This window comes from Pseudomonas sp. D4-21, from assembly GCF_051132125.1.
GTDB lineage: Bacteria > Pseudomonadota > Gammaproteobacteria > Pseudomonadales > Pseudomonadaceae > Aquipseudomonas.
The window spans coordinates 876,483-901,093 of the sequence record NZ_CP071664.1 but is presented as its reverse complement, the minus strand read 5'-3'; the positions used below and the strand labels follow the sequence as shown (position 1 = coordinate 901,093).

Sequence of the window (24,611 nt, the reverse complement as noted above, 5' to 3'; positions counted from 1 at the left end):
GATGTTACCCAACCGTTTCATGACTGGCAAGCCGAATTCAGGCAGAAACTTCAGTAACGAGTTTTGCCAACTCTTCGGCATAACCACGGACCTGTGCTTCATCCTCGCCTTCGACCATTACACGCACCAAAGGCTCTGTCCCTGACTTGCGCAACAATACCCTTCCGCGCCCAGCCATCGCCTGGGTCACTCGCTCGCTGGCTTGCTTGACCATCGTGTGTTCGAGTGGATTCACACCGCCACCGAAACGTACGTTGATCAATACCTGCGGACACTTGCGCAACGCCTGGCGCGACTGGGCGAGCCCTTCGTTGCGCGCCTTGAGCGCCATCAGCACCTGCAACGCGGCAATGATCGCATCACCGGTGGTGGTATGGTCGAAGCAAACGATGTGCCCCGAGTTCTCACCACCAATCACCCAACTGCGCTCCAGCAGCTCGGAAATCACGTAGCGGTCGCCCACATTGGCGCGCACGAAGGGGATATCCAGGTCAGCCAGGGCCAGCTCAAGTCCGAGGTTGCTCATCAATGTCCCGACAACACCACCTTGCAGCTTGCCCCGACCGTGCAAATCACGAGCAATAATGAACAGCAGCTCATCACCGTCGACAACCGTACCGGTGTGATCGACCATCAGCACTCGGTCGCCATCACCGTCAAAGGCGATACCGAGATCCGCATGCTCAGCCAGTACAGCCGCCTGCAATGCCTCGGTGTGGGTCGAACCGCAGTTATGGTTGATGTTCAGCCCGTTAGGCTGGGCAGAAAGCACCACCACCTCGGCGCCCAGCTCTCGAAAAACGCTCGGTGCAACTTTGTAGGTTGCTCCATGGGCACAATCGACAACGATCTTCAGCCCCGAAAAACTGGTACCGGTTGGAACACTGCCTTTGCAGAATTCGATGTAGCGACCCGATGCGTCGTTGATCCGGGATACCTTGCCGATCTTGCTCGACTCGACGACCGTCATGGGCGCGTCCAGCAACTCTTCAATCATCAGTTCGATTTCGTCCGGCAGCTTGGTGCCCTTGCCGGAGAAGAACTTGATGCCGTTGTCGTCATGAGGGTTATGCGACGCACTGATCACAATGCCAGCCTGCGCCTGGAATGTACGCGTCAGGTAGGCAATGGCAGGTGTGGGCATCGGTCCGAGCAGCATGACATCGGCACCTGCGGAGGTCAGGCCGGCCTCAAGGGCCGATTCGAACATGTAGCCGGATATGCGCGTGTCCTTTCCGACCAGGACCTTGCAGGCCCCCATCTTTCGGAACGCCATGCCGGCAGCCCAGCCAAGCTTGAGCATGAAATCGGGGGTAATGGGGTATTCGCCGACCCGACCACGGATACCGTCGGTGCCAAAGTATTTTTTGCTCATAAGTGCTCCATCATTCTTATTCGGCTGAATCCACCGCGGCGATCATCCGCACGACATCCATTGTTTCGATCACATCATGCACCCGTAATATACGCGCGCCTTTCGTAATGGCCAGGGCCGCCAGGGCGAGACCTCCATAGAGGCGCTCTCCTACCGGACGCCCCAGGGCGTTGCCTATCATGCTCTTTCGCGAAACCCCAACCAACAAGGGTCGCCCAAGGGCATGCAAGGCTTCCATATGTTTGAACAGGCTTAGATTGTGGGCCACTGTCTTCGCAAAACCGAATCCAGGGTCAAGGATAATGCGCTCGGCGGGAATGCCCACGGCAGCGCACTGGTTCATGCGCTCCGCCAGGAACTCGCCCACCTCCTTGGTCACGTCGTCATAATGCGGGTCGTCCTGCATGGTTCCAGGCTCGCCCAGCATATGCATCAGGCAAACCGGCAGGCCCGTAGCGGCGGCCGCATCCAGAGCGCCATCTCGACGCAAGGAGCGAACATCATTGATAAGCCCCGCCCCCAAGCGCGCCGCCTCCCGCATGACTGCCGGCGTGGACGTATCGACTGAGATGACGACATCGAGCTCGCGATGGATGCGCTCGACAATCGGCGCCACTCGCTCCAGCTCTTCCGTAGGCGAAACCGCCCGCGCACCGGGACGAGTGGACTCTCCGCCAACATCGATCAACGTCGCGCCAGCGCAGACCATGGCTTGCGCATGTCGCAACGCAGCGTCGAGCTGACTGAAGCGCCCACCATCGGAAAAGGAATCTGGAGTGACATTGAGGATGCCCATGACATGCACACGGGCCAAATCAAGAACCCGGTTGCCGCAAGGCAACCGGGTCGAGGACTGAACAGAAGTCATTTCAAGCCTTAAACGTCGGCAGCCGGGCCGCCGATGGGTGTTTCCGGGCGCTCGCCCTGCACCGCCGGAGGCGTACCTGAGGCACCCGTGCCACCGGACCAATCCCGAGGCTCACGTGGCGTGCGGCCTGCCATGATGTCGTCGATCTGCTCGGCATCGATGGTTTCATATTTCATCAAGGCATCAGCCATCGCATCCAGCTTGTCGCGATTGTCCGTGAGGATCTGCTTCGCCGTGCCGTAGCAGTGGTCGATGATGCTGCGAACTTCAGTGTCAATCAGCTTGGCAGTCTCACCGGAGAAGCTTGCATGTTGACCACCGCCACCGCGGCCAAGGAACACTTCGCCTTCTTCCTCGGCATACATCAGCGGCCCGAGCTTCTCGGACAAGCCCCACTTGGTCACCATGTTTCGCGCAATCTGGCTGGCACGCATGATGTCGTTTGACGCACCAGTCGTCACGCCATCGAAACCCAACGTCATCTCTTCAGCGATACGACCGCCGTACAGCGAACAGATCTGGCTGATCAAGGCACGCTTGGAGAGACTGTAGCGGTCTTCTTCCGGTAGGAACATCGTCACACCCAGCGCGCGACCGCGCGGGATGATCGAAACCTTGTAAACCGGATCATGCTCAGGCACCACTCGACCGACGATAGCGTGACCCGCCTCGTGGTAAGCCGTGTTCTGCTTTTCCTTTTCCGACATGACCATCGATTTGCGCTCGGCGCCCATCATGATCTTGTCCTTGGCCAATTCGAACTCTTTCATTTCAACGACGCGCTTGCCGGAACGGGCCGCGAACAACGACGCTTCGTTTACCAGGTTCGCCAGATCCGCACCGGAGAAACCCGGCGTACCGCGGGCGATGACCGCTGGAGCGACATCGTCACCCATTGGCACCTTGCGCATGTGGACCTTCAGGATCTGCTCGCGACCGCGGATGTCTGGCAGCCCCACCACGACTTGGCGGTCGAAACGACCTGGACGCAACAGCGCGGGGTCAAGCACGTCAGGACGGTTGGTGGCGGCAATCACGATGATGCCGTCGTTCATTTCAAAACCGTCCATCTCCACCAGCAACTGGTTGAGGGTTTGCTCACGTTCGTCGTGACCACCACCCATACCAGCACCACGGTGACGACCGACCGCGTCGATTTCGTCGATGAAGATGATGCACGGCGCGTGTTTCTTGGCTTGTTCGAACATGTCACGAACACGGCTGGCGCCCACGCCGACGAACATTTCGACGAAGTCGGAGCCGGAAATCGTGAAGAACGGTACTTTCGCTTCGCCGGCAATCGCCTTGGCCAACAGCGTTTTACCTGTACCCGGCGGGCCAACCATCAGCACACCACGTGGGATGCGGCCACCCAGGCGTTGGAACTTGCCCGGATCGCGCAGGAACTCGACCAGCTCACCCACTTCTTCCTTCGCCTCATCGCAACCCGCGACGTCGGCAAGGGTGGTCTTGACCTGATCTTCGGACAACAGCCGAGCCTTGCTCTTGCCGAAGCTCATCGGCCCGCCCTTGCCTCCGGCTCCACCCTGCATCTGGCGCATGAAGAACATGAACACCGCAATGATCACGAGGATAGGGAAGCTGGCGACCAGAAGCTGGGTCCAGATGCTTTGCTGCTCGGGCTGCTTGCCTTCGATCACGACATGATTGTCCACCAGGTCGCCAATCAGGCCGTTGTCCTGGATAGCCGGACGAATGGTCTTGAAAGTGTCGCCATCGGCGCGCTTGCCGGTAATCACATAGCCATCAACGGCTACGCGCTCGACCTTGCCTTCCTTGACCTGCTGGAGGAAGTCGGAATAGTTGAGGGTCTGCGGCTCGTTAGGGCTGGAGAAGTTGTTCATCACGGTCACAAGGACAGCAGCGATGATCAACCACAGGATCAGATTCTTTGCCATATCGTTCAATTAACTACCCTCTGAAGCAAGCTCCGCTACTGGCGCGCGCTTCGCATGATATTCACCGGCCTAACTTACTACATTACCTGCGACTTGGCAGGCGCCGTCTGTAACCCTTTGTGAAACTTTGACTCGCGGAATTTTCGTTACCTGCCATTTTCAAGGCGAGACAAAAAAAACTATCGCCCCTGATTAAAGACGCTCATCACTGGCAGCGCCTTCAATCCCGCGGAACCCACGCGCCAGCAGGTACTGCTCGCGAGAACGGTCACGGGACGACAACGGCTTGCGCATCTGCACTTTGTCGAACAGCTTGCGGATACCCTTATGGTACTCATCGAAGCCCTCACCCTGGAAAACCTTGATCAGGAAATCACCACCCGGACGCAGAACCCGCCCAGCCAGATCCAGGGCCAGCTCGCTCAGAAACATCGCACGAGGCATGTCGACAGCCGCTAATCCACTCATATTGGGGGCCATATCGGAAATCACAAGGTCGACTTCGGTATTTCCGACGGCCTCCAGGATTTTCGCCAACACCGCGTCTTCCGTGAAGTCGCCCTGGATGAAGGTGACATCGGGGATGCCGTCCATTTCAAGGATATCGGACGCGATCAGCCGCCCCTGGCCGCCAATCAGACGACTGGTTACTTGCGACCAGCCTCCCGGCGCTGCGCCGAGATCGATCACGGTCATGCCAGGACGAATCAAGCGATCTTTTTCCTGGATCTCCAGCAATTTATAGCTGGCGCGCGAACGATAGCCGTCTTTTTGCGCCATTTTGACGTACGGGTCGTTGAAATGTTCTTTGAGCCAGTTCTGGCTAGTCTTGGAACGGGCCACGGGCCACCTCTAAAAAATAAATCGCGTCGTGATTAACTGGGCGGTCCCGGACTCGCTCGGGTAAACTGGCCGCCGCTTTTTACAAGATCAGACGCAGGGGTCAGATTATGCCGCTCACTCAAGAGCAGAAGAAACAATACAAATCCATTGGCCACCATCTGAAACCGGTTTTGACTGTGGCTGACAACGGTTTGACTGAGGGTGTGCTCGCCGAACTGGAACGCGCCTTGGGCGATCACGAGCTGATCAAGATCAAGCTCAACATCCTCGACCGCGAAGCCCGCCTGGCTGCCGTTGCCGAACTGTGTAAAGTCGGAAAGGCAGACCTCGTGCAGGTCATCGGCAAGATGGCGCTGATTTACCGCAAGAACTTCAGCGTCAACAAGCAATTGTCGAACGTTCACCGCTTCAAGTGATACCAAAGGGTCAAGGGTGTGCTTCGCACACCCTGCCGCTCCAGCCGGGAACCGGTTGCAACACTAGCACCAATCCGGAAAAGCCCAGTATCAGGTAACTGAATACCTGCCACTGCGTTGCACTTGGCCAACCGAGACGCACCGCCAGGAACATACCGCATGCGTACAACGACATGAGCAGCAATTGCCCACGAATGTCGCGCCATAGACTGACAAAACCCTCAGCCTGAACCAACACCAAAGCCTGAAACAGCACGCACGCTGCGGAAAATCCCACCAGCAGCGCCGTCAGCATGCTCGCGATTTCATCGATAAGCAGCGGCGCCAGGCCAATTTTGCCCAGTACCGGCAGCAGACCGATGTGCAGCAACCAGACGCCGCCCACCCACAACATCTGGGCGAGCTGCCAGATCATGGCGCCCGCTCGCAGCGGGCGCCTTCGTTCAGATATGACGGACTTCGACAATCTCATACTCGATGACACCGCCAGGCGTCTTCACGGCAACCACGTCACCCTCTTCCTTGGCAATCAAGGCACGGGCGATAGGGGAACCGACTGAAATCTTGCCGAGCTTGATGTCCGCCTCGTCCTCACCAACGATCTGGTAAGTGACGCTTTCATCAGTCTCGACGTTGGCGATTTCCACGGTGGTGCCGAAAATCACTTTGCCCGTGTGCGGGATCGTGGTGACATCGATAATCACCGCGTTCTGCATACGGCCTTCGATGTCACGGATACGCGCCTCGACCATGCCCTGCTCTTCACGGGCAGCGTGGTATTCGGCGTTTTCCTTCAGGTCGCCCAGTTCACGGGCCTCACCGATGGCCTGGCTCAAGCGAGGACGCTCGACCTTGGTCAGGTGAGCGTGCTCTTCTTCCAGGGCGCGAGCGCCCTGAACGGTCATGGGGTACTTGGTTATGCTCATGCCTTCAATCCTGCATGTAGATCCTGCAAGCGACGTACGGTCTTCTCAGGGCCGAACTTGAGCGCTTCGCAGATCGCTTCGCCGGCAGCAATGGTCGTGGTGCAGTAGATCTTATGCTGCAGCGCATTGCGACGGATGGAATAGGAATCAGCGATCGACTGGCGACCTTCGGTGGTGTTGATGATCAGCGTGACTTCGTCATTTTTGATCATGTCGACCACGTGCGGACGGCCCTCGGTCACCTTGTTCACGCGGCGCACTTTCAGGCCTGCTGCTTCGATCAGCTTGGCAGTACCGGCAGTGGCGACCACTTCGAAGCCCAAGTTGATCAGATCACGGGCCACGCCTGCAACCAGTGGCTTGTCGTCATCACGCACACTGATGAACGCCGTGCCACCCGTCGGCAACACTTCGCTGGCGCCCATCTGGGCCTTGGCGAAAGCCTCACCGAAAGTATCGCCCACGCCCATGACTTCACCGGTGGATTTCATTTCCGGGCCGAGGATCGGGTCAACACCCGGGAACTTGGCGAACGGGAACACCGCTTCTTTCACACTGTAGAAGTTCGGGATGATTTCCTTGGTAAAGCCCAGCTCTTGCAGGGTTTTGCCAGCCATGACCCGTGCAGCGATCATTGCCAGGGAAACACCGATGCACTTGGAAACGAACGGCACGGTCCGGGAAGCGCGCGGGTTGACTTCGATGACATAGATGTCTTCGCCCTGCAGGGCCAGTTGCACGTTCATCAGGCCGATGACGCCCAGCTCCAAGGCCATTTTCTTGACCTGTTCGCGCATCTCGTCCTGGATGTGCGCCGGCAGCGAGTAAGGTGGCAACGAGCAAGCGGAGTCACCGGAGTGAACACCGGCCTGTTCGATGTGCTGCATGATCGCGCCGATCACCACATCCTTGCCGTCGCTGACCGCATCCACGTCCATCTCGATGGCGCAGTTGAGGAAGTGGTCAAGCAATACCGGGCTGTCGTTGGACACCTGGACCGCTTCGCGCAGGTAACGCTTGAGTTCGTCTTCCTGGTAGACGATTTCCATCGCGCGACCGCCCAATACATAGGACGGACGAACAACCAACGGGTAGCCGATCTTCGCGGCGGCGCGAATGGCTTCGTCTTCGCTGCGCACGGTGGCGTTTGGCGGCTGGCGCAGGTTCAGGCGCTCGACCATCTGCTGGAAGCGCTCGCGGTCTTCCGCGCGGTCGATGGCATCCGGGCTGGTACCGATGATCGGCACGCCAGCGGCCTCAAGGGCACGAGCCAGTTTCAGCGGGGTCTGGCCGCCGTACTGGACGATCACGCCTTTTGGCTTCTCGACGCGGACGATTTCCAGCACGTCTTCCAGGGTGACAGGCTCGAAGTACAGACGATCGGACGTGTCGTAATCAGTGGATACGGTTTCCGGGTTGCAGTTGACCATGATGGTCTCGTAACCGTCGTCGCGCAGGGCCAGTGCCGCGTGTACACAGCAGTAGTCGAATTCGATGCCCTGGCCGATCCGGTTGGGGCCGCCACCCAGGATCATGATCTTGTCACGGCTCGACGGCGCGGCTTCGCACTCTTCTTCGTACGTGGAGTACAGGTAGGCGGTATCGGTGGCGAACTCAGCGGCGCAGGTGTCGACGCGCTTGTAGACCGGGAAAACCTCCAGCTTGTGACGATGGGCGCGCAGGCTCTTGTCGGTCACGCCCAGCAACTTGGCGAGGCGCTGGTCGGAGAAGCCTTTGCGTTTGAGGCGCAGCATCGTGTCGCGGTCAATGCTGGACATGCCCAGGGTCTTGACCTTCTCTTCTTCCTTGATCAGATCTTCGATCTGCACCAGGAACCAAGGATCGATCATGTTCATGCCGAAAATCTGTTCGACGGTCATGCCGGCGCGGAAGGCATCGGCCACGTACCAGATACGCTCGGCGCCCGGCACGGTCAGCTCGCGCTTGAGCTCGCTCATGCTTTCCGGGTTGCTCAGGTCCAGCTTCGGATCGAGGCCGCAAACACCCACTTCCAGGCCGCGAAGGGCTTTCTGCAGGGATTCCTGGAAGGTCCGGCCGATGGCCATGACTTCACCGACCGACTTCATCTGGGTGGTCAGGCGAGCGTCGGCCTTGGCGAACTTCTCGAAGGCGAAGCGTGGCAGCTTGGTCACGACGTAGTCGATGGACGGCTCGAAGGACGCCGGTGTCTTGCCGCCGGTGATGTCGTTCGACAGCTCGTCCAGGGTGTAGCCCACGGCTAGCTTGGCGGCGACCTTGGCGATCGGGAAACCGGTGGCCTTGGAGGCCAGTGCCGAGGAACGGGACACCCGCGGGTTCATCTCGATGACCACCATGCGACCGGTGTTCGGGCAGATGCCGAACTGGACGTTGGAGCCGCCGGTTTCCACGCCGATCTCGCGCAATACCGCCAGGGAGGCGTTACGCAGGATCTGGTATTCCTTGTCCGTCAGGGTCTGGGCCGGCGCAACGGTGATCGAGTCACCGGTGTGCACACCCATCGGGTCGAAGTTCTCGATGGAGCAGACGATGATGCAGTTGTCCTTTTTGTCACGGACAACTTCCATTTCATATTCTTTCCAACCGATCAGGGATTCGTCGATCAGCAATTCCTTGGTCGGCGACAAATCGAGACCACGGGCGCAGATTTCTTCGAATTCTTCGCGGTTGTAGGCGATGCCACCACCGGTGCCGCCCATGGTGAAGGACGGACGGATGATGCACGGGAAACCAAGGCGCTCCAGGACCGCGTTGGCTTCTTCCATGCTGTGGGCGATACCCGAGCGCGGACAGTCCAGGCCGATGGATTTCATCGCCTTGTCGAAACGCGAACGGTCCTCGGCCTTGTCGATGGTGTCGGCGTTGGCGCCGATCATTTCCACACCGAATTTCTCCAGGACGCCTTCGCGCTCCAGCTCAAGGGCGCAGTTCAGCGCGGTCTGGCCGCCCATGGTAGGCAGCAGAGCGTCCGGGCGCTCCTTCTCGATGATCTTGGCAACGGTTTGCCACTTGATCGGTTCGATGTAGGTGGCGTCGGCCATGGCCGGGTCGGTCATGATGGTGGCCGGGTTGGAGTTCACCAGGATGACGCGATAGCCCTCTTCGCGCAGGGCTTTGCAGGCCTGGGCGCCGGAGTAGTCGAATTCGCAGGCCTGGCCGATCACGATCGGGCCAGCGCCGAGAATCAGGATGCTTTTTATGTCTGTACGTTTTGGCATGGGTTTGTCACTCAAATCCGCAGGTCAGTCGGCTAGGCCGTCGAACAATCTTTGAAGCGCCCGAGGGGGCCGCCGTTTTCGGGGCCGCCCTCGGGCTTCACGCGGTCAGCGTCGCTTGGCCATCTCGTTGATGAAGCGATCGAACAGCGGCGCCACGTCGTTCGGGCCCGGGCTCGCTTCTGGGTGGCCCTGGAAGCTGAACGCGCTCTTGTCGGTACGCTCGATACCTTGCAGCGTGCCATCGAACAGCGACTTGTGAATCGCGCGCACGTTGGCCGGCAGGGTCGCTTCGTCGACGGCAAAACCGTGGTTCTGGCTGGTGATCATGACGACGCCGGTGTCCAGGTCCTGGACCGGGTGGTTTGCACCATGATGGCCATGACCCATTTTGACGGTCTTGGCACCCGAGGCCAGGGCAAGCAATTGGTGACCGAGGCAGATACCGAATACCGGAATCTCGGTTTCCAGCACATCCTTGATCGCCTGGATGGCGTAGTCGCAAGGCTCCGGGTCACCCGGGCCGTTGGACAGGAACACGCCATCAGGCTTGAGCGCCAGGACGTCAGCCGCCGGGGTTTGTGCTGGCACTACCGTCACGCGGCAGCCACGTGCGACCAGCATGCGCAGGATATTCAACTTGACGCCGTAGTCGTACGCGACCACGTGGTACGGCAGCTCGGAGGCTTCGATCGTCGCGTGGCTGTCGGTTTTCAGATCCCAGACCGAGGAGCGCCACTCATATTGCTTCTGGGTGCTGACGACCTTCGCCAGGTCCATGCCCTTGAGGCCTGGAAACCCCTGGGCGGCGGCGATGGCCGCCTCTTCGGAAATGTTGTCGCCGGCCATGATGCAGCCGTTCTGCGCGCCTTTTTCCCGAAGGATGCGGGTCAGGCGGCGGGTATCGATACCGGCAATCGCCACGACATTGTTGGCTTTCAGGTAGTCGGAGAGGGACATCGTGTTACGCCAGTTGCTCGCTACCAGCGGCAAGTCGCGGATGACCAGGCCAGCGGACCAGACACGATCGGACTCAGCGTCTTCCGGCGTGGTGCCAGTGTTGCCGATGTGCGGATAGGTCAAGGTAACGATTTGTTGGGCGTAGGAAGGATCGGTAAGAATTTCCTGATAGCCGGTCATTGCGGTGTTGAACACCACCTCACCAACGGTCTGACCGTCGGCTCCAATGGCTTCGCCGCGAAAAATGCTGCCATCAGCAAGGGCGAGTATGGCTGGCTTAGTCAAGAAGACCTCCCGTAAATAAAGCCTGAAAGGGCGATCGCAGGTTGTAAAAAAGCGGAGTGACGTATGGACACGTCACCCCGCTTGTTCACTGAATTATTCTGCGCGCTTTTAGTGGACACACTAAAGCTGTAGCTTACAGAAAAAGGCTTTTTTGGTCCACCGCTAATGAGCCTGAAAGGCAGGGGAATGCGACAGGTCGTCGCGAAGCGGCGTAAAACGGGGCTCAGTATAACCTGAACCCCGTCTTCAGAGACATCAACGCAGGTCGAGAACATCCTGCATGTCGTACAAACCAGGCTCACGACCATCCAACCAAAGCGCGGCACGCACAGCGCCCTTGGCGAAGGTCATCCGGCTCGATGCCTTGTGGGTAATTTCCAAACGCTCGCCCTCAGTCGCGAACAGCACGGTGTGATCACCCACCACATCGCCGCCACGCACGGTCGCGAAACCGATGGTGTCTCTGTCCCGAGCACCGGTATGCCCCTGGCGCCCGTACACGGCCACTTCCTGCAAATCGCGACCCAGCGCATCGGCAATCACTTCACCCATGCGCAACGCGGTGCCCGAAGGCGCATCGATCTTGTGCCGGTGATGTGCCTCGATGATTTCGATATCCGCATCGTCGCCCAACACTCGAGCAGTCAAGTCCAGCAACTTCAGCGACAGGTTCACGCCGACGCTGAAGTTCGCCGCAAATACAATCGGGATGTCCTTGCCTGCGTCGGCCAGCAATTGCTTTTGCGCGGCATCCAGGCCGGTCGTGCCGATCACCATGGCCTTGCCAGCCTTGCGGCAGATGGCAAGGTTCTTGAGCATCACTTCCGGAAGGGTGAAATCGATCAGGACGTCAAACTCGTCGAGCACCTTTTCCAGCCCACCGGACATTGGCACGCCGATACGCCCAAGCGAGGCCAACTCGCCAGCATCGGCGCCTACCAGCGTACTGTCGGGCCTCACGATGGCAGCGGTCAGGCCCGAAAGCGGCGAGCGTTGCTGCACCGCTTCGACCAGCGCCTTGCCCATGCGCCCCGCGGCGCCCATCACAGCAATACGTCGCATGCCCACTCCTTACAGGTCGCCGAAGAAGCGCTTCACGCCTTCGAACCAGCCAGTGGTTTTAGGGGAGTGGCTATTGTCATCCGCCAACGAGCTGCGGAACTCTTCCAACAGTTCTCGCTGACGCCGGCTCAGGTTGACCGGTGTCTCTACCGCAACGCGGCACATCAGGTCACCCGCACCACCGCCACGCACCGGCGCCACGCCCTTGCCGCGAATCCGGAATTGCTTGCCTGTTTGCGTCCCCTCAGGGATCTTCAGCTTGACGCGACCATCGAGGGTCGGGATTTCCAGCTCGCCACCCAGCGCCGCATCGACGAAGCTGATAGGCACTTCGCAGAACAAGTGCTTGCCGTCACGCTGGAAGATCGCGTGTTCGCGCACGTTGATGACCACATACAAGTCGCCAGTCGGACCACCCTGGGCACCTGCCTCGCCTTCGCCGGACAGGCGGATACGGTCGCCCGTGTCGACACCGGCCGGCACTTTCACCGACAGCGTCTTGTACTCTTCGACACGCCCTTCGCCATGGCAGGCATCGCACGGATCGGAAATGATCTTGCCTTGGCCATGGCAGCGCGGACAGGTCTGCTGGACCGAGAAGAAGCCTTGCTGCATGCGAACCTGGCCGATACCGCCACAGGTAGGGCAAGTGACTGGCGAGGAACCCTTCTTGGCACCCGAGCCGTCGCATGGTTTGCAATTGACCAGCGTCGGAACACGGATATTGACCGTGGTCCCCCGCACCGCCTCCTCGAGGCTCAGCTCCAGCGTGTAGCGCAGGTCACTGCCTCGCTGAGCGCCACCACGGGCACCGCCACGGCCGCCACCGAAGAAATCACTGAACACATCGCCGAAAATATCGGAGAAGTTCTGTCCGCCGAAACCGGCACCGCCGCCACCCATGCTAGGGTCGACGCCGGCATGGCCGTACTGGTCGTAAGCCGCGCGCTTGCTGGAATCGGACAGGACTTCATAGGCCTCGTTGGCCTCCTTGAACATCTCTTCCGAAGCCTTGTCGCCGGGATTACGGTCCGGGTGGTGTTTCATCGCCAGGCGACGATAGGCCTTCTTCAGCTCTGCTTCGCTGGCCCCCCGCTCAACACCCAATACTTCGTAAAAATCACGTTTTGCCATTAGTCTTTGCACTCTTATAGGACGTTCGGCAAACCTCTCCTGAACCTCGCCAAACTCGTTGGGCCTCCATACAGGCCCGAACCCAACTCACGTCGATTCAACGATCCTGGTCTCGGTGCATATCGCCCGGAAAGCAGGAGCATTCCCGAACCCACCGTCAGCACCCGAGCTTTGTCGCATGCTGCAAAAATTAGCTGCCTCCAGACACGCCAACGCGGGAGCAAGCTCCCGCGCGGCGACATCCTACCAGCCACCGCACAAAAGCAGTCAACCGGCCGACCAACAAGCGATTACTTGTTGTCTTTCACTTCTTCGAACTCAGCGTCGACGACATCGTCGGTTTTCTCGGCCGACTCGCCTTGCGGCGCTGCGCCTTCAGCGGGCTGGGCCTGCTCGGCATACATCTTCTGAGCCACTGGCGCGGAGACTTTCGACAACTCTTCGATCTTCGCTTCGATGGCCGCCTTGTCGTCGCCTTTGACGGCAGCTTCAAGAGCAACTACAGCCGCTTCGATCGCCGTTTTTTCTTCGGCGGTCACTTTGTCACCGGCGTCGGCGATCATCTTGCGAGTCGAGTGCACCAAGGCATCGCCCTGGTTACGCGCGCTTGCCAGCTCTTCGAACTTGCGGTCTTCCTCGGCGTTGACTTCAGCATCGCGAACCATCTGCTGAATTTCTTCTTCGGACAGGCCGGAGTTGGCCTTGATCACGATCGACTGGGTCTTGCCGGTGGCCTTGTCTTTCGCGCCGACGTGCAGGATGCCGTTGGCGTCGATGTCGAAGGTCACTTCGATCTGTGGCACGCCACGTGGAGCCGGTGGAATCTCGGCCAGGTCGAACTTGCCCAACGACTTGTTCTGGGCGGCTTGCTTGCGCTCGCCTTGCAGCACGTGGATGGTCACGGCGCTCTGGTTGTCATCGGCAGTCGAGAACACCTGGGATTTCTTGGTAGGAATCGTGGTGTTTTTCTCGATCAGCGCAGTCATCACGCCGCCCATGGTTTCGATACCCAGGGTCAGCGGGCTGACGTCGAGCAGCAGAACGTCCTTCACGTCACCAGCCAGAACGGCGCCCTGGATGGCGGCACCCATGGCAACGGCTTCGTCAGGGTTCACATCCTTACGAGCTTCCTTACCGAAGAAATCGGTTACCAGCTTCTGCACCAGCGGCATACGGGTCTGGCCGCCGACCAGGATCACGTCGTTGATCGAACCCACGTCGATACCGGCGTCTTTCATCGCAATGCGGCAAGGCTCGATGGTGCGCTGAACCAGGTCTTCAACCAGCGCTTCGAGCTTGGCGCGGGAAATCTTCACGTTCAGGTGCTTCGGACCGGTGGCGTCTGCGGTGATGTACGGCAGGTTCACGTCGGTCGACTGGCTCGAGGACAGTTCGATCTTGGCTTTTTCAGCGGCTTCTTTGAGGCGCTGCATGGCCAGCGGGTCACCCTTGAGGTTCATGCCGCTTTCTTTCTTGAACTCATCGACGAGGTAGTCGATCAGGCGGATGTCGAAGTCTTCACCACCGAGGAACGTGTCGCCGTTGGTCGCCAGCACTTCGAACTGGTGCTCGCCGTCGACTTCAGCGATCTCGATCACGGAAACGTCGAAGGTACCGCCACCCAGGTCGTAAACGATCACGGTGTGATCGCCCTTGGCCTTGTCCATGCCGTAGGCCAGAGCGGCCGCGGTTGGTTCGTTGATGATGCGTTTTACGTCCAGGCCCGCGATGCGGCCGGCGTCTTTGGTCGCCTGACGCTGGCTGTCGTTGAAGTAAGCAGGGACAGTGATAACCGCCTCGGTCACTGCTTCGCCGAGGTAATCTTCGGCGGTTTTCTTCATTTTCTTCAGGATTTCAGCCGAGATCTGTGGCGGCGCCATTTTCTGGCCGTTCACTTCAACCCAGGCGTCGCCGTTGTCAGCCTTGGCGATCTTGTAAGGCACCATCTTGATGTCTTTCTGAACGACTTCTTCGTCGAACTTGCGACCGATCAGACGCTTCACCGCGTACAGGGTGTTATGCGGATTGGTCACAGCCTGGCGCTTGGCGGACTGACCCACCAGGATTTCGCCATCGTTGGCGTACGCGATGATCGACGGCGTGGTGCGCGCGCCTTCAGCGTTTTCAATAACCTTGGCCTTGCCGTTTTCCAGCACGGAGACGCACGAGTTGGTGGTCCCCAGGTCGATACCGATAATTTTGCCCATCTTGACTCTCCCGGAACTTGGATTTTGTTGCCGCAGCATTGGTGGTTAACTGCGGTAGCACTTAAACGCTTGACTTCTTAATGGGGCCGTTTCGCCCGATTTCAAGCCTGCTCATCAATAGAAGGCGAAACCGGCGCTGGCGCCTTGCTGACCACAACCATGGCCGGGCGCAGCAGACGACCGTTGAGCAGATAGCCCTTCTGGAACACTTTCAGCACGCTGTTTGGCTCGACGTCTGCACTTTCCTGCATCGCCATGGCCTGATGGTGCTCGGCGTTGAAGGGTTCACCGTGAGGATCGATCGCTTCAAGCTGGTAACGCTTGAGCGTGTCCTGGAACATTTTCAGGGTCAGCTCGATGCCTTCACGCATTGGACGGATGTTCTCGTCGTCCGGGTTGGACAGCTCCAGACCCCGCTCCAGGCTGTCGATGATCGGCAGCAGGTCGCCAGCAAAACGTTCCAGGGCGAACTTATGAGCCTTTTCCACATCCTGCTCGGCACGACGGCGGACGTTCTGCAGATCGGCTGCTACACGCAACGCCTGATCCTGCGCACCGGCCAGTTGCTCTTCGAGCACTTGTACACGTGCCGCCAGGTCTTCACCCGAATCCTGGGGAGCCTGATTGGCGTCTAGATTTTGGGTGTCCTGCGTCTGTTCGTCAGCCATAGATTTCTCCTTTCAATTTCGTCCGCGAGCTCGACTCGCGCTTCTGCCCCGGTATATGGGGCCGGGTTTTCCAGCTTCAAGGGCCATCTGACGAATTAACCCTACAAAAGGCAGCAGCATAATCATTCCTCGCAGCACTAAGGGATCTGTTGGTCCAAGCAAATCGAGCTAAGCGCAGGCATTGTCAGCGCGAAACAAAACACTGTATAAATAACCAGACCTAATGCCTGGGAGCGGCCTTATGCTGGTGCACCTGTCCGTACACAACTACGCCATCGTCGAACATCTCGACCTCGAACTCGATCGAGGCATGAGCGTGATTACCGGTGAAACCGGTGCCGGCAAATCGATCATGCTCGACGCCCTGGGACTGACACTTGGCGACCGCGCTGATAGCGGCGTGGTACGTCCCGGTGCGGAAAAGGCCGACATCCTGGCGACATTCGACCTCGTCGACATCCCCGAAGCCAGCGCCTGGCTGGCCGAGCGCGACCTGGACACCGATGGGCTGTGCATCCTGCGCCGGGTCATCACCGCCGAGGGCCGCTCCCGAGGCTATATCAACGGCACCCCTTGCCCCCTCGGCGACCTCAAGGCACTCGGCGAACTGCTGATCGATATTCACAGCCAGCATGAACACCAATCGCTGCTCAAGACCGACACCCATCGTCGCTTGCTCGACGAGTACGCGGGTGCCACCGACCTGGCCCGCCAGGTTCAATTGGCCGCCCAACGCTGGCGACAGACCCGGCAGGAACTGGATCGACTTTCCAACTCAGGCGATGAACAACGGGCCCGCCACCAACTGTTGAGCTACCAGCTTGAAGAGCTGGAAAACCTGGCCCTGGGCGAAAACGAGCTGGAGGAACTTGAGCAGGAGCACAAGAACCTGACCAATGCCGAGGCACTCCTCGGTGTCTGTCGGCAAGTGGTCGAGCAATGCAGCGAAAGTGATTCCGGCAATGTGCTCAGTGCGCTGACCGCAAGCATCAACCGACTTTCCAGCGTCAGCAATGCCGTGGGAGCCCTGGGCGAAGCGAGCAACCTGCTGACCAGCGCCCAGATCCAGGTCGAAGAAGCCGTCGGAGAGTTGAACCGCTTCCTTGATCATTTCGATGCCGACCCGGCACGCCTCCAGTTTCTGGAAGAGCGCCTGGACACTATCTATACGCTGGCCCGCAAGCATCGCGTCCAGCCAACCGACGTCGTCGAACTGCAGCAACGGCTGCTGGAGGAACTGGAAAGCCTGAACGCCAATGATGAATCCATCGAGCGGCTCGGGGATGAACTGGCCTCCTTTGCGCGCCATTACCAGGAAAAGGCCAAGGAGCTCAGCGAATTGCGCCGACAAGCCGCGACGGGCTTGGCGAGCGCGGTAGAACAGGAGATCCAGCGCCTGGGCATGCCAGGGGGCCGATTCACCATCGAACTGCACCCTAACGGCGGTGATGATCTTCAGCCTAACGGGCTGGAGCAAGTGGAACTGCTGGTCAGCGCCAACCCCGGGCAACCCCTTAAGGCGTTGGCAAAAGTGGCTTCCGGCGGCGAGCTGTCGCGTATCAGCCTGGCAATCCAGGTCATCACGGCACAGACATCACGGGTGCCAACGCTGGTGTTCGACGAGGTGGATGTCGGCATTGGCGGCCCTACGGCGGAAATTGTCGGCCAGTTGCTGCGCAGATTGGGCGAGCGTGGACAGGTCCTGACGGTCACTCACCTGCCCCAGGTTGCCGCCCAGGGACACCAACATCTATTTGTCCACAAGGTGCGCGGCGAAGACGCCACTCGTACCGCAGTGTCCAAACTCAACAAAAATGAACGCGTGGAAGAAGTCGCTCGGATGCTCGGAGGAATAGACCTGACCAAGGAATCCTTGGCCCACGCTAAAAAAATGGTGGTTGCGGCGAAAACCTGACAGAGGCCGTTGAAAGAAAGAAGGCGACCCGAGGGTCGCCTTCTTTTGTTCTGAGGGCCTGAGCCCACGCCACAAGCTTATTTGCGCTTGCGCACATGCAGGACGAGATGGTGATCGATCAGCTCGAAGCCATACTCCTCAGCAATAGCCTTTTGCAGTTGCTCGATTTCAGGGCTGATGAATTCGATGACTTCACGGGTCTCAACATCCACCATATGGTCATGGTGCTCCCCGTCAGCCAATTCAAAGACAGCATGACCGCCATCGAAGTTATGACGAGCGACCAGCCCGGCAGCTTCGAATTGAGTCAGGACACGGTAGACCGTGGCCAGACCGACATCCTCGCCAGCTTCCATGAGCGCCTTATAGACGTCTTCGGCACTCATGTGGCGCTGCTCGGCAGAGTCGAGCATTTGCAGAATCTTGACCCTAGGCAGGGTCACTTTGAGGCCGGCTTTGCGTAGTTCGCTATTTTCAACCATGGTCAGCTTTCTCGCGATGCTGCTTCGCAGCTTCTCTTAATGCGGGTATGATCGGTGTTTACGTTGTCCCAGCCAAGATAGTGGAAGTCGCCCACCGATGCAAAACACCAAGCTCTTGCTAACCAGTTTCACCTTCGTGGGACTGCTCGCACTCGCCGGTTGTTCATTCCCCGGGGTTTACAAAATCGACATCCAGCAGGGCAATGTCGTCACGCAGGACATGATAGACCAGTTACGCCCGGGAATGACCCGCCGGCAAGTACGGTTTATCATGGGCAACCCTCTGTTGACCGACACGTTTCATGCCGATCGCTGGGATTACCTGTACAGCTTGCAGCCAGGCGGCGGCGAGCGGCAGCAGGAACGCATCAGCGTTATTTTCAATGCCAATGATCAACTCGTCAGCTTGTCGGGAGATTTCATGCCCGGCGTGAGCCGCGACGAGGCCATCATGGGCAAGGATAGCGGCACCACGGTCACCGACCCGACCCAGAACACCGAACAGCCGAAACCGGAAAAACCGGCCAAGCCAGGTTCGCTGCTGGATCAGATCCAGAAGGACGTGGACAACGTCGAGACCGTACCTGTCCCGACGCCAGAACCTCTGGACACCTCGCCGCAATAAATCGCGACAATAAAAAACCCGGCATGCCGGGTTTTTTATTGCCTGCAATACAACCCAGTTTTTTACTCAGTTCGACGAGCCTGGGCTGCCTTGGCCGCCCGCAGGCGACGAATTTCCTTGGGGTCAGCCAACAATGGCCGGTAAATCTCAAGCCGGTCGGCTGGCTGCACCAGCTGCCGGTCCGGATCTGCAACCACCCGACCAAAAATCCCGATCGGACTCGTCTTCAAATCCAGCTCCGGAAAATCCGCAGCGATACCCGACGCCATCAGGGCAGCACGAACGGACGTCCCTTCCTGGACGGCGAATCGTCGCAATACCTGACGATCGACACCGGCATACACCACTTCTATCTCAATCAACGCTTGAGCTCGGCATTCTGCTTGGCACGCTGGCAAAAAGCGTCGACCAGGGTGTTGGCCGCCTGATTGAACAACGGGCCTAATGTCGCCCGCACCAGCGGCCCGGCGTAATCGAACGACAGGTCCAGGCTGATCTTGCAGGCTTTCTCACCCAGCGCCTTGAACACCCAGACGCCATGGAGCTGATTGAAAGGCCCTTCCTCAAGGTTCATCTCGATGGACTGGCCCGGCACCAAGGTGTTACGAGTGACGAAGTGCTGGCTCAACCCGCCCTTGGCGACATTGAGGCTCGCGCGCATATGGGTTTCGGAGCTTTCGAGCACCTCGGCGGACGAGCACCAGGGCAGGAATTGCGGGTAACTCGCCACGTCGTTGACCAAGTCGTACAGCGCCTGGGCCGGATAGGGCAGGAGGGCCGAGCGTTGAATATGTGTCGTCATGTAAGCGTCACTTCCACAGCTGGGTGGCAAACACTACAAGAATGCCAATGGGCGCCACATAGCGCATCAAGAACAGACTCAAGGCGAACAATACAGGACTGCGTAGCGACAGCTCATCGCGCACGGCTTCACGCCCCATGATCCACCCTGCAAACACCACGAAACACAAACCGCCCAAGGGCAACATGATCCGCGACGTGAAGAAATCAATCACACCGAAGAAATCCAACCCTCCGGTTGCTCCCCACTGATAGAGGTGGAACAGGTCGCCTTCGTTCACGAAAAACTTTGCCTGCTTCCATATATTGAAGGAAAAAACCGTACCCAGCCCCACGAACCAGCAAGTGAAAGCCAGCCAGAAAGTCACCCAGGCACGACTGAGGCGAGTCCGCTCAACCAGATAAGCCACCATCGGCTCGAGCAAGGAAATGGCCGAACTCCAGGCGGCAATTGCCACCAGGACAAAAAACACCACGCCCATCACTTGGCCGAACGCCATGCTGCCGAAGGCAAATGGCAGGCTGACGAACATCAGCCCCGGCCCCTCGCTAGGGTTCAGGCCAGCAGCGAACACAATGGGAAACAATGCCACCCCAGCCAACAACGACACGAAGGTGTCCAGCAGCGCAACGCCGACGACTGTCTTGGTGAGAGAGGCGCTCTTGGGCATGTAGACGCCGTAGATCATGATCGAACCGACCCCCACGCTCAGAGAGAAAAAAGCGTGCCCCATGGCCGGCAACAGTCCATCCATGACTTTTTCCGGCTGGAAATCGAACATGAAATGCACGCCCTCCATGAAGTGCCCCGTGGTCATGCTGTAGCCCAGCAGCACCAGGATCATCACGAACAGCAGCGGCATCATGATTCGCAGGCTGCGCTCAAGGCCCGCGACGACACCACGGGCAATCACGACGGCGGAAAGCACCATGAACAGCGTGTGCCAGAGCGTCAGCCTCCAGGGATCGGCGATCACGCTCCCAAAGTAGGCGCCAACCTGATCGGGCGTTGCGTTCTGGAAGTCGCCGCGCCCCATGTCGATGATGTAGTCCAGCGACCAGCCACCGACCACGCTATAGAACGACAGGATCAGCAGCGCCGTGATCATCCCGGCGAATGCGCCCCAGGACCACTTCGACGAATGCCCCGCCTCCACCGCCAGCACTTTCAGGGCATTGGCCGGACTTTGCCGGGCGCGACGACCGATCAGCGTCTCAGCCAACATAACCGGCGCACCGATCAGCGCGATGCACGCCAGGAACATCAGCACGAAGGCGCCGCCGCCATAGACACCGACCATGTACGGAAACTTCCAGATACTACCCAGCCCGACGGCCGAACCGGTCGCGGCGAATATGAAGACCCAGCGGCTAGCCCAACTGCCGTGGACAGAAACCTTGTCTGTCGACATCGTGATCACGCCCAAGCGTTCAAAAAAGAGGCCGCATTGTCCGGGATTCATGCAACCTGCTCAAGCACACAGGTTCACCGTAGCCGACACGCACGCAACTGCCTATAATGCCGCCCCTATGGCTAAACAGAAGAAACACCCCACAGGGACCATCGCGCAAAACAAAAAGGCGCGACACGATTACTTCATCGAACAACGTTTCGAGGCTGGCATGGTCCTGGCCGGTTGGGAAGTAAAGAGCTTGCGTGCCGGCAAGGCGCAACTGGTCGACAGTTATGTCTTGCTCAAGGACGGCGAAGCATGGCTGCTGGGCAGTCATATCACGCCGCTGACCACCGCCAGCACCCACGTCATCGCCGACCCTGTGCGCTCGCGCAAGCTGCTGCTCAACAAGCGCGAGCTGGAGAAGCTCTTCGCTTCCGTGCAGCAGAAGGGTTATGCCTGCGTCTGTACATCGCTGTACTGGAGCAAGCACTTGATCAAGTGCGAGATCGCGCTGGGCAAGGGCAAGAAGGAATACGACAAGCGTGATACCGAACGCGAGCGCGATGCCGGTCGCGAATTGCAACGTGCGGTGCGCAACAAGGGCAAGGAAGAGTAGCCAGCCCGGAGCGACCGTGGGTGCGTGCTTGATTGCGATAGCGTCGTCACATCGACTGTAGATGTGTCGAATAGGCCGCCATCGCGAGCAAGCTCGCTCCCAAAAGGTTCGCAAGCTCGATCAGATGCCCTTGCGCCGCTCCGCTCGCGCCACCCGCTGCACTTCCTGACGCACCTCTTCCAAGACTTCCTGCACGTACAAGATGTGTCGGCTGGACACTTCCCGCGCCAACTCGGCGTGCCCGTCCATGATGGCTTGATAAAGCTCCCGATGCTGGCTGATCAGCATGTCGCGCGTCTCGCTGCGCTGCTTGTACATGCCGCCGATATTGGTCACCACATTGCGCTTGAGCAGGTCGAACAATCCTCGGATCGTATGCAGTAAGACAGCGTTATGGCTGGCCTCGGCGATCGCCAGGTGAAAACGCGCATCTGCCGCGCCCTCCTCTGCCCGGCTCACGTCCTCGTGGCGCGAATAACAATTCTGCAACGCTTCAAAGGCTGTCGTCAGCCGCTCCCGATCGACCTCCGTGGCCCGAAGTGCTGCGTAATAAGCGCAGGACGCTTCCAGGGTATGCCGGAACTCAAGGAGGTCGCGCTGCGCTTCGGGGTTGCTTTCCAAGAGGTGCAGCAGCGGATCACTGAACGTCGAGCCCAGCGACTCCACAACATAGTTGCCGCCGCCCTGGCGACTGATCAGCAAGCCCTTGGCCGTCAGTTTCTGGATCGCTTCACGCAACGAAGGACGTGACACGCCGAACTGCTCGGCCAGGGTCCGCTCGGCCGGCAACCGCTCGCCGGATTTCAACGTGCCCTCAAGGATCATGCCTTCAAGCCGCTCGACAATATCGTCAGACAAACGGCGCTGACGAATCTGATCAAACCCCATAACTCGACTCTCCACGGACCCGACAGCTCGCCGGGCTCTCTATTCTGGCCCATCCGAGCCCCTTCCACACCTATCAAAAACCACGGATGCCGACGGGGCGGATGCCATCGGCTGGGTGTTATGCGACGAAAGTTTCCGGGCGACAAATTGACACATGACAACCAAGGCTTTTACCCTAGCCGACAGCGCTTGTAAATTGGTATTACCAATTATCCAAAGCCGCTGACCAGTGCCTGACCAAAAACAATTAGGGGCTCACCCAATATGCAAACCTGGCAACAGCTTTACAGTCCGCTCGGCAGCCTAGGCTTGTCCGCACTCGCGGCCGTCATTCCAATCGTATTTTTCTTCCTTGCCCTGGCGGTGTTTCGCCTCAAGGGGCACGTGGCCGGCAGCATCACCCTGGCGCTGGCGATCGCGGTCGCGATTTTTGCATTCCAGATGCCGGCGGACATGGCGTTCGCGGCGGCGGGTTATGGTTTTGCGTATGGGTTGTGGCCTATCGCCTGGATCATCGTTGCCGCGGTATTTCTCTACAAGCTGACCGTCAAGAGCGGCCAGTTCGAAGTGATCCGCAGCTCGGTGCTGTCGATCACCGACGACCAGCGCCTTCAGGTGCTGCTGATCGGCTTCTGCTTTGGCGCCTTCCTGGAAGGTGCCGCCGGCTTCGGCGCGCCCGTCGCGATTACCGCCGCATTGCTGGTGGGCCTGGGCTTCAATCCCCTCTATGCCGCGGGCCTGTGCCTGATCGCCAATACCGCCCCGGTGGCATTCGGCGCGCTGGGCATCCCGATAATCGTGGCAGGCCAAGTCACCGGCATCGATGCGTTCAAGATCGGCGCCATGACCGGCCGACAGCTGCCATTGCTGTCGCTGTTCGTGCCGTTCTGGCTGGTATTCATGATGGATGGCCTGCGCGGCGTGCGAGAAACCTGGCCGGCGGCACTGGTGGCGGGCTTGAGTTTCGCCATCACTCAGTACCTCACCTCGAACTTCATCGGCCCGGAACTGCCAGACATCACCTCGGCCCTGGCCAGCCTGGTCTCGCTGACGTTGTTCCTGAAAATCTGGCAGCCCAAGCGCACCGCAGGCGCCCAGATCGCCGGCGCAACGTCCAGCGCAGCCATCACCGCCAGCGCCGGTGGTTTCGGCCAGCCTCGCAGCACCGTGGCGTCCCCCTACAGCCTGGGAGAAATCATCAAGGCGTGGTCGCCTTTTCTGATCCTCACCGTGCTGGTGACGATCTGGACGCTGAAGCCATTCAAGGCAATGTTCGCCCCTGGCGGCTCGATGTACGGTTGGGTGTTCAACTTCGCGATCCCGCACCTGGACCAGTTGGTGATCAAGTCCGCGCCAATCGTGGTCAACCCGACCGCCATCCCGGCGGTGTTCAAGCTCGATCCGATTTCGGCGACCGGCACAGCGATTTTCTTCTCCGCGTTGATCTCGATGCTGGTGTTGAAAATCGATTTCAGAACTGGTCTTACCACTTTTAAAGAGACGCTTTTTGAGTTGCGCTGGCCGATCCTGTCCATCGGCATGGTGCTGGCCTTCGCCTTCGTCACCAATTTCTCGGGGATGTCGTCGACCATGGCCCTGGTATTGGCTGGCACTGGCGCAGCGTTCCCGTTCTTCTCGCCGTTCCTCGGTTGGCTGGGCGTGTTCCTGACCGGCTCCGACACCTCGTCCAACGCGCTGTTCGGTTCGCTGCAAGCGACCACCGCGCACCAGATCGGCGTCAATGACACCTTGCTGGTGGCGGCCAATACCAGCGGCGGCGTGACCGGCAAGATGATTTCGCCACAATCGATCGCCGTGGCGTGCGCAGCGACCGGGCTGGTTGGCAAAGAATCCGATCTGTTCCGTTTCACCCTGAAACACAGCCTATTCTTTGCAACGATCGTTGGCCTGATCACGCTGGCTCAGGCCTACTGGTTCACCGGCATGCTGGTTCACTGAGTACTACACGAAGCACTGAAAAAACCGACGCCGAACCGTAATCGTCGTCC

At 59.1% G+C, this 24,611-nt stretch carries 22 protein-coding genes; 5 read left to right on the top strand and 17 right to left on the bottom strand.

Annotation, left to right across the window (positions count from 1 at the left end):
* Nucleotides 1-37: 37 nt before the first annotated feature.
* The 4 genes from glmM to rlmE all read right to left on the bottom strand — a co-directional run bounded on the left by glmM (nt 38) and on the right by rlmE (nt 5,005).
* Nucleotides 38-1,375, bottom strand: a complete 1,338-nt coding sequence (gene glmM, locus J3Q04_RS03925) for a phosphoglucosamine mutase (protein ID WP_420765579.1) — start codon at nt 1,373-1,375, stop codon at nt 38-40.
* Between the two features lie 16 nt (nt 1,376-1,391).
* Nucleotides 1,392-2,243 carry a dihydropteroate synthase gene (gene folP, locus J3Q04_RS03920; RefSeq protein ID WP_434607838.1) on the bottom strand — a complete coding sequence of 284 codons (852 nt, stop codon included), beginning with the start codon at nt 2,241-2,243 and terminating at the stop codon, nt 1,392-1,394.
* Nucleotides 2,244-2,251: 8 nt separating this feature from the next.
* Entirely contained in the window at nt 2,252-4,162 is a 1,911-nt protein-coding gene (ftsH, locus tag J3Q04_RS03915; RefSeq protein WP_420765581.1) for an ATP-dependent zinc metalloprotease FtsH, read from the bottom strand.
* Between the two features lie 192 nt (nt 4,163-4,354).
* Entirely contained in the window at nt 4,355-5,005 is a 651-nt protein-coding gene (gene rlmE / locus J3Q04_RS03910; protein WP_039592319.1) for a 23S rRNA (uridine(2552)-2'-O)-methyltransferase RlmE, read from the bottom strand.
* Nucleotides 5,006-5,112: 107 nt separating this feature from the next.
* Between rlmE and J3Q04_RS03905 the strand changes: the two genes are divergently transcribed.
* Nucleotides 5,113-5,421, top strand: a complete 309-nt coding sequence (locus J3Q04_RS03905) for a YhbY family RNA-binding protein (protein WP_181287543.1) — start codon at nt 5,113-5,115, stop codon at nt 5,419-5,421.
* Between the two features lie 10 nt (nt 5,422-5,431).
* On the opposite strand, the gene J3Q04_RS03900 is transcribed toward J3Q04_RS03905, so the two are convergent.
* The 8 genes from J3Q04_RS03900 to grpE all read right to left on the bottom strand — a co-directional run bounded on the left by J3Q04_RS03900 (nt 5,432) and on the right by grpE (nt 15,878).
* Nucleotides 5,432-5,836 carry an MFS transporter gene (locus J3Q04_RS03900; protein ID WP_420765582.1) on the bottom strand — a complete coding sequence of 135 codons (405 nt, stop codon included), beginning with the start codon at nt 5,834-5,836 and terminating at the stop codon, nt 5,432-5,434.
* Nucleotides 5,837-5,864: 28 nt separating this feature from the next.
* A complete protein-coding gene (greA, locus tag J3Q04_RS03895) occupies nt 5,865-6,341 on the bottom strand; it encodes a transcription elongation factor GreA (protein ID WP_420765659.1) in 477 nt (158 codons plus the stop codon).
* Nucleotides 6,342-6,343: 2 nt separating this feature from the next.
* Entirely contained in the window at nt 6,344-9,565 is a 3,222-nt protein-coding gene (gene carB / locus J3Q04_RS03890; RefSeq protein WP_420765583.1) for a carbamoyl-phosphate synthase large subunit, read from the bottom strand.
* A gap of 105 nt (nt 9,566-9,670) precedes the next feature.
* Complete coding sequence (gene carA, locus J3Q04_RS03885) at nt 9,671-10,807, bottom strand: glutamine-hydrolyzing carbamoyl-phosphate synthase small subunit (RefSeq protein ID WP_420765584.1); 1,137 nt, start codon at nt 10,805-10,807, stop codon at nt 9,671-9,673.
* A gap of 255 nt (nt 10,808-11,062) precedes the next feature.
* Nucleotides 11,063-11,869 carry a 4-hydroxy-tetrahydrodipicolinate reductase gene (dapB, locus tag J3Q04_RS03880; RefSeq protein WP_420765585.1) on the bottom strand — a complete coding sequence of 269 codons (807 nt, stop codon included), beginning with the start codon at nt 11,867-11,869 and terminating at the stop codon, nt 11,063-11,065.
* Nucleotides 11,870-11,878: 9 nt separating this feature from the next.
* Nucleotides 11,879-13,003, bottom strand: coding sequence for a molecular chaperone DnaJ (dnaJ, locus tag J3Q04_RS03875; protein WP_420765586.1), 1,125 nt, complete (start codon nt 13,001-13,003; stop codon nt 11,879-11,881).
* Between the two features lie 290 nt (nt 13,004-13,293).
* Nucleotides 13,294-15,210, bottom strand: a complete 1,917-nt coding sequence (gene dnaK / locus J3Q04_RS03870) for a molecular chaperone DnaK (protein ID WP_420765587.1) — start codon at nt 15,208-15,210, stop codon at nt 13,294-13,296.
* A 101-nt stretch (nt 15,211-15,311) separates the two neighbouring features.
* Nucleotides 15,312-15,878: a nucleotide exchange factor GrpE gene (gene grpE / locus J3Q04_RS03865; protein WP_039592327.1), complete on the bottom strand. Its 567-nt coding sequence runs from the start codon at nt 15,876-15,878 to the stop codon at nt 15,312-15,314.
* Between the two features lie 241 nt (nt 15,879-16,119).
* On the opposite strand from grpE, the gene recN reads away from it, so the two are divergent.
* Nucleotides 16,120-17,793 (top strand): DNA repair protein RecN, encoded by a 1,674-nt coding sequence (gene recN / locus J3Q04_RS03860; protein ID WP_420765588.1) that lies wholly within the window; start codon nt 16,120-16,122, stop codon nt 17,791-17,793.
* A gap of 77 nt (nt 17,794-17,870) precedes the next feature.
* Here the strand turns inward: recN and fur are convergent, their stop codons facing one another.
* Entirely contained in the window at nt 17,871-18,275 is a 405-nt protein-coding gene (gene fur / locus J3Q04_RS03855; RefSeq protein WP_420765589.1) for a ferric iron uptake transcriptional regulator, read from the bottom strand.
* Between the two features lie 97 nt (nt 18,276-18,372).
* Here fur and bamE point away from each other — a divergent pair, with 97 nt between their 5' ends.
* Nucleotides 18,373-18,900 carry an outer membrane protein assembly factor BamE gene (gene bamE / locus J3Q04_RS03850; protein WP_039592330.1) on the top strand — a complete coding sequence of 176 codons (528 nt, stop codon included), beginning with the start codon at nt 18,373-18,375 and terminating at the stop codon, nt 18,898-18,900.
* A 62-nt stretch (nt 18,901-18,962) separates the two neighbouring features.
* On the opposite strand, the gene J3Q04_RS03845 is transcribed toward bamE, so the two are convergent.
* From J3Q04_RS03845 to J3Q04_RS03835, 3 genes are read right to left on the bottom strand one after another with little or no spacing between them, the layout of a single operon-like run.
* Nucleotides 18,963-19,262 (bottom strand): RnfH family protein, encoded by a 300-nt coding sequence (locus J3Q04_RS03845; RefSeq protein ID WP_434607847.1) that lies wholly within the window; start codon nt 19,260-19,262, stop codon nt 18,963-18,965.
* Nucleotides 19,259-19,702 (bottom strand): type II toxin-antitoxin system RatA family toxin, encoded by a 444-nt coding sequence (locus tag J3Q04_RS03840; RefSeq protein WP_420765592.1) that lies wholly within the window; start codon nt 19,700-19,702, stop codon nt 19,259-19,261. The genes J3Q04_RS03845 and J3Q04_RS03840 overlap by 4 nt, the downstream gene beginning before the upstream one ends.
* 7 nt (nt 19,703-19,709) lie before the next feature.
* Complete coding sequence (locus tag J3Q04_RS03835; RefSeq protein ID WP_434607850.1) at nt 19,710-21,113, bottom strand: sodium-dependent transporter; 1,404 nt, start codon at nt 21,111-21,113, stop codon at nt 19,710-19,712.
* Between the two features lie 118 nt (nt 21,114-21,231).
* On the opposite strand from J3Q04_RS03835, the gene smpB reads away from it, so the two are divergent.
* Nucleotides 21,232-21,714 (top strand): SsrA-binding protein SmpB, encoded by a 483-nt coding sequence (gene smpB, locus J3Q04_RS03830; RefSeq protein ID WP_434560725.1) that lies wholly within the window; start codon nt 21,232-21,234, stop codon nt 21,712-21,714.
* Nucleotides 21,715-21,834: 120 nt separating this feature from the next.
* On the opposite strand, the gene J3Q04_RS03825 is transcribed toward smpB, so the two are convergent.
* Complete coding sequence (locus J3Q04_RS03825; RefSeq protein WP_434607853.1) at nt 21,835-22,602, bottom strand: FCD domain-containing protein; 768 nt, start codon at nt 22,600-22,602, stop codon at nt 21,835-21,837.
* Between the two features lie 264 nt (nt 22,603-22,866).
* Between J3Q04_RS03825 and J3Q04_RS03820 the strand changes: the two genes are divergently transcribed.
* Nucleotides 22,867-24,561, top strand: coding sequence for a lactate permease LctP family transporter (locus J3Q04_RS03820; protein ID WP_434607855.1), 1,695 nt, complete (start codon nt 22,867-22,869; stop codon nt 24,559-24,561).
* Nucleotides 24,562-24,611 lie beyond the last annotated feature (50 nt).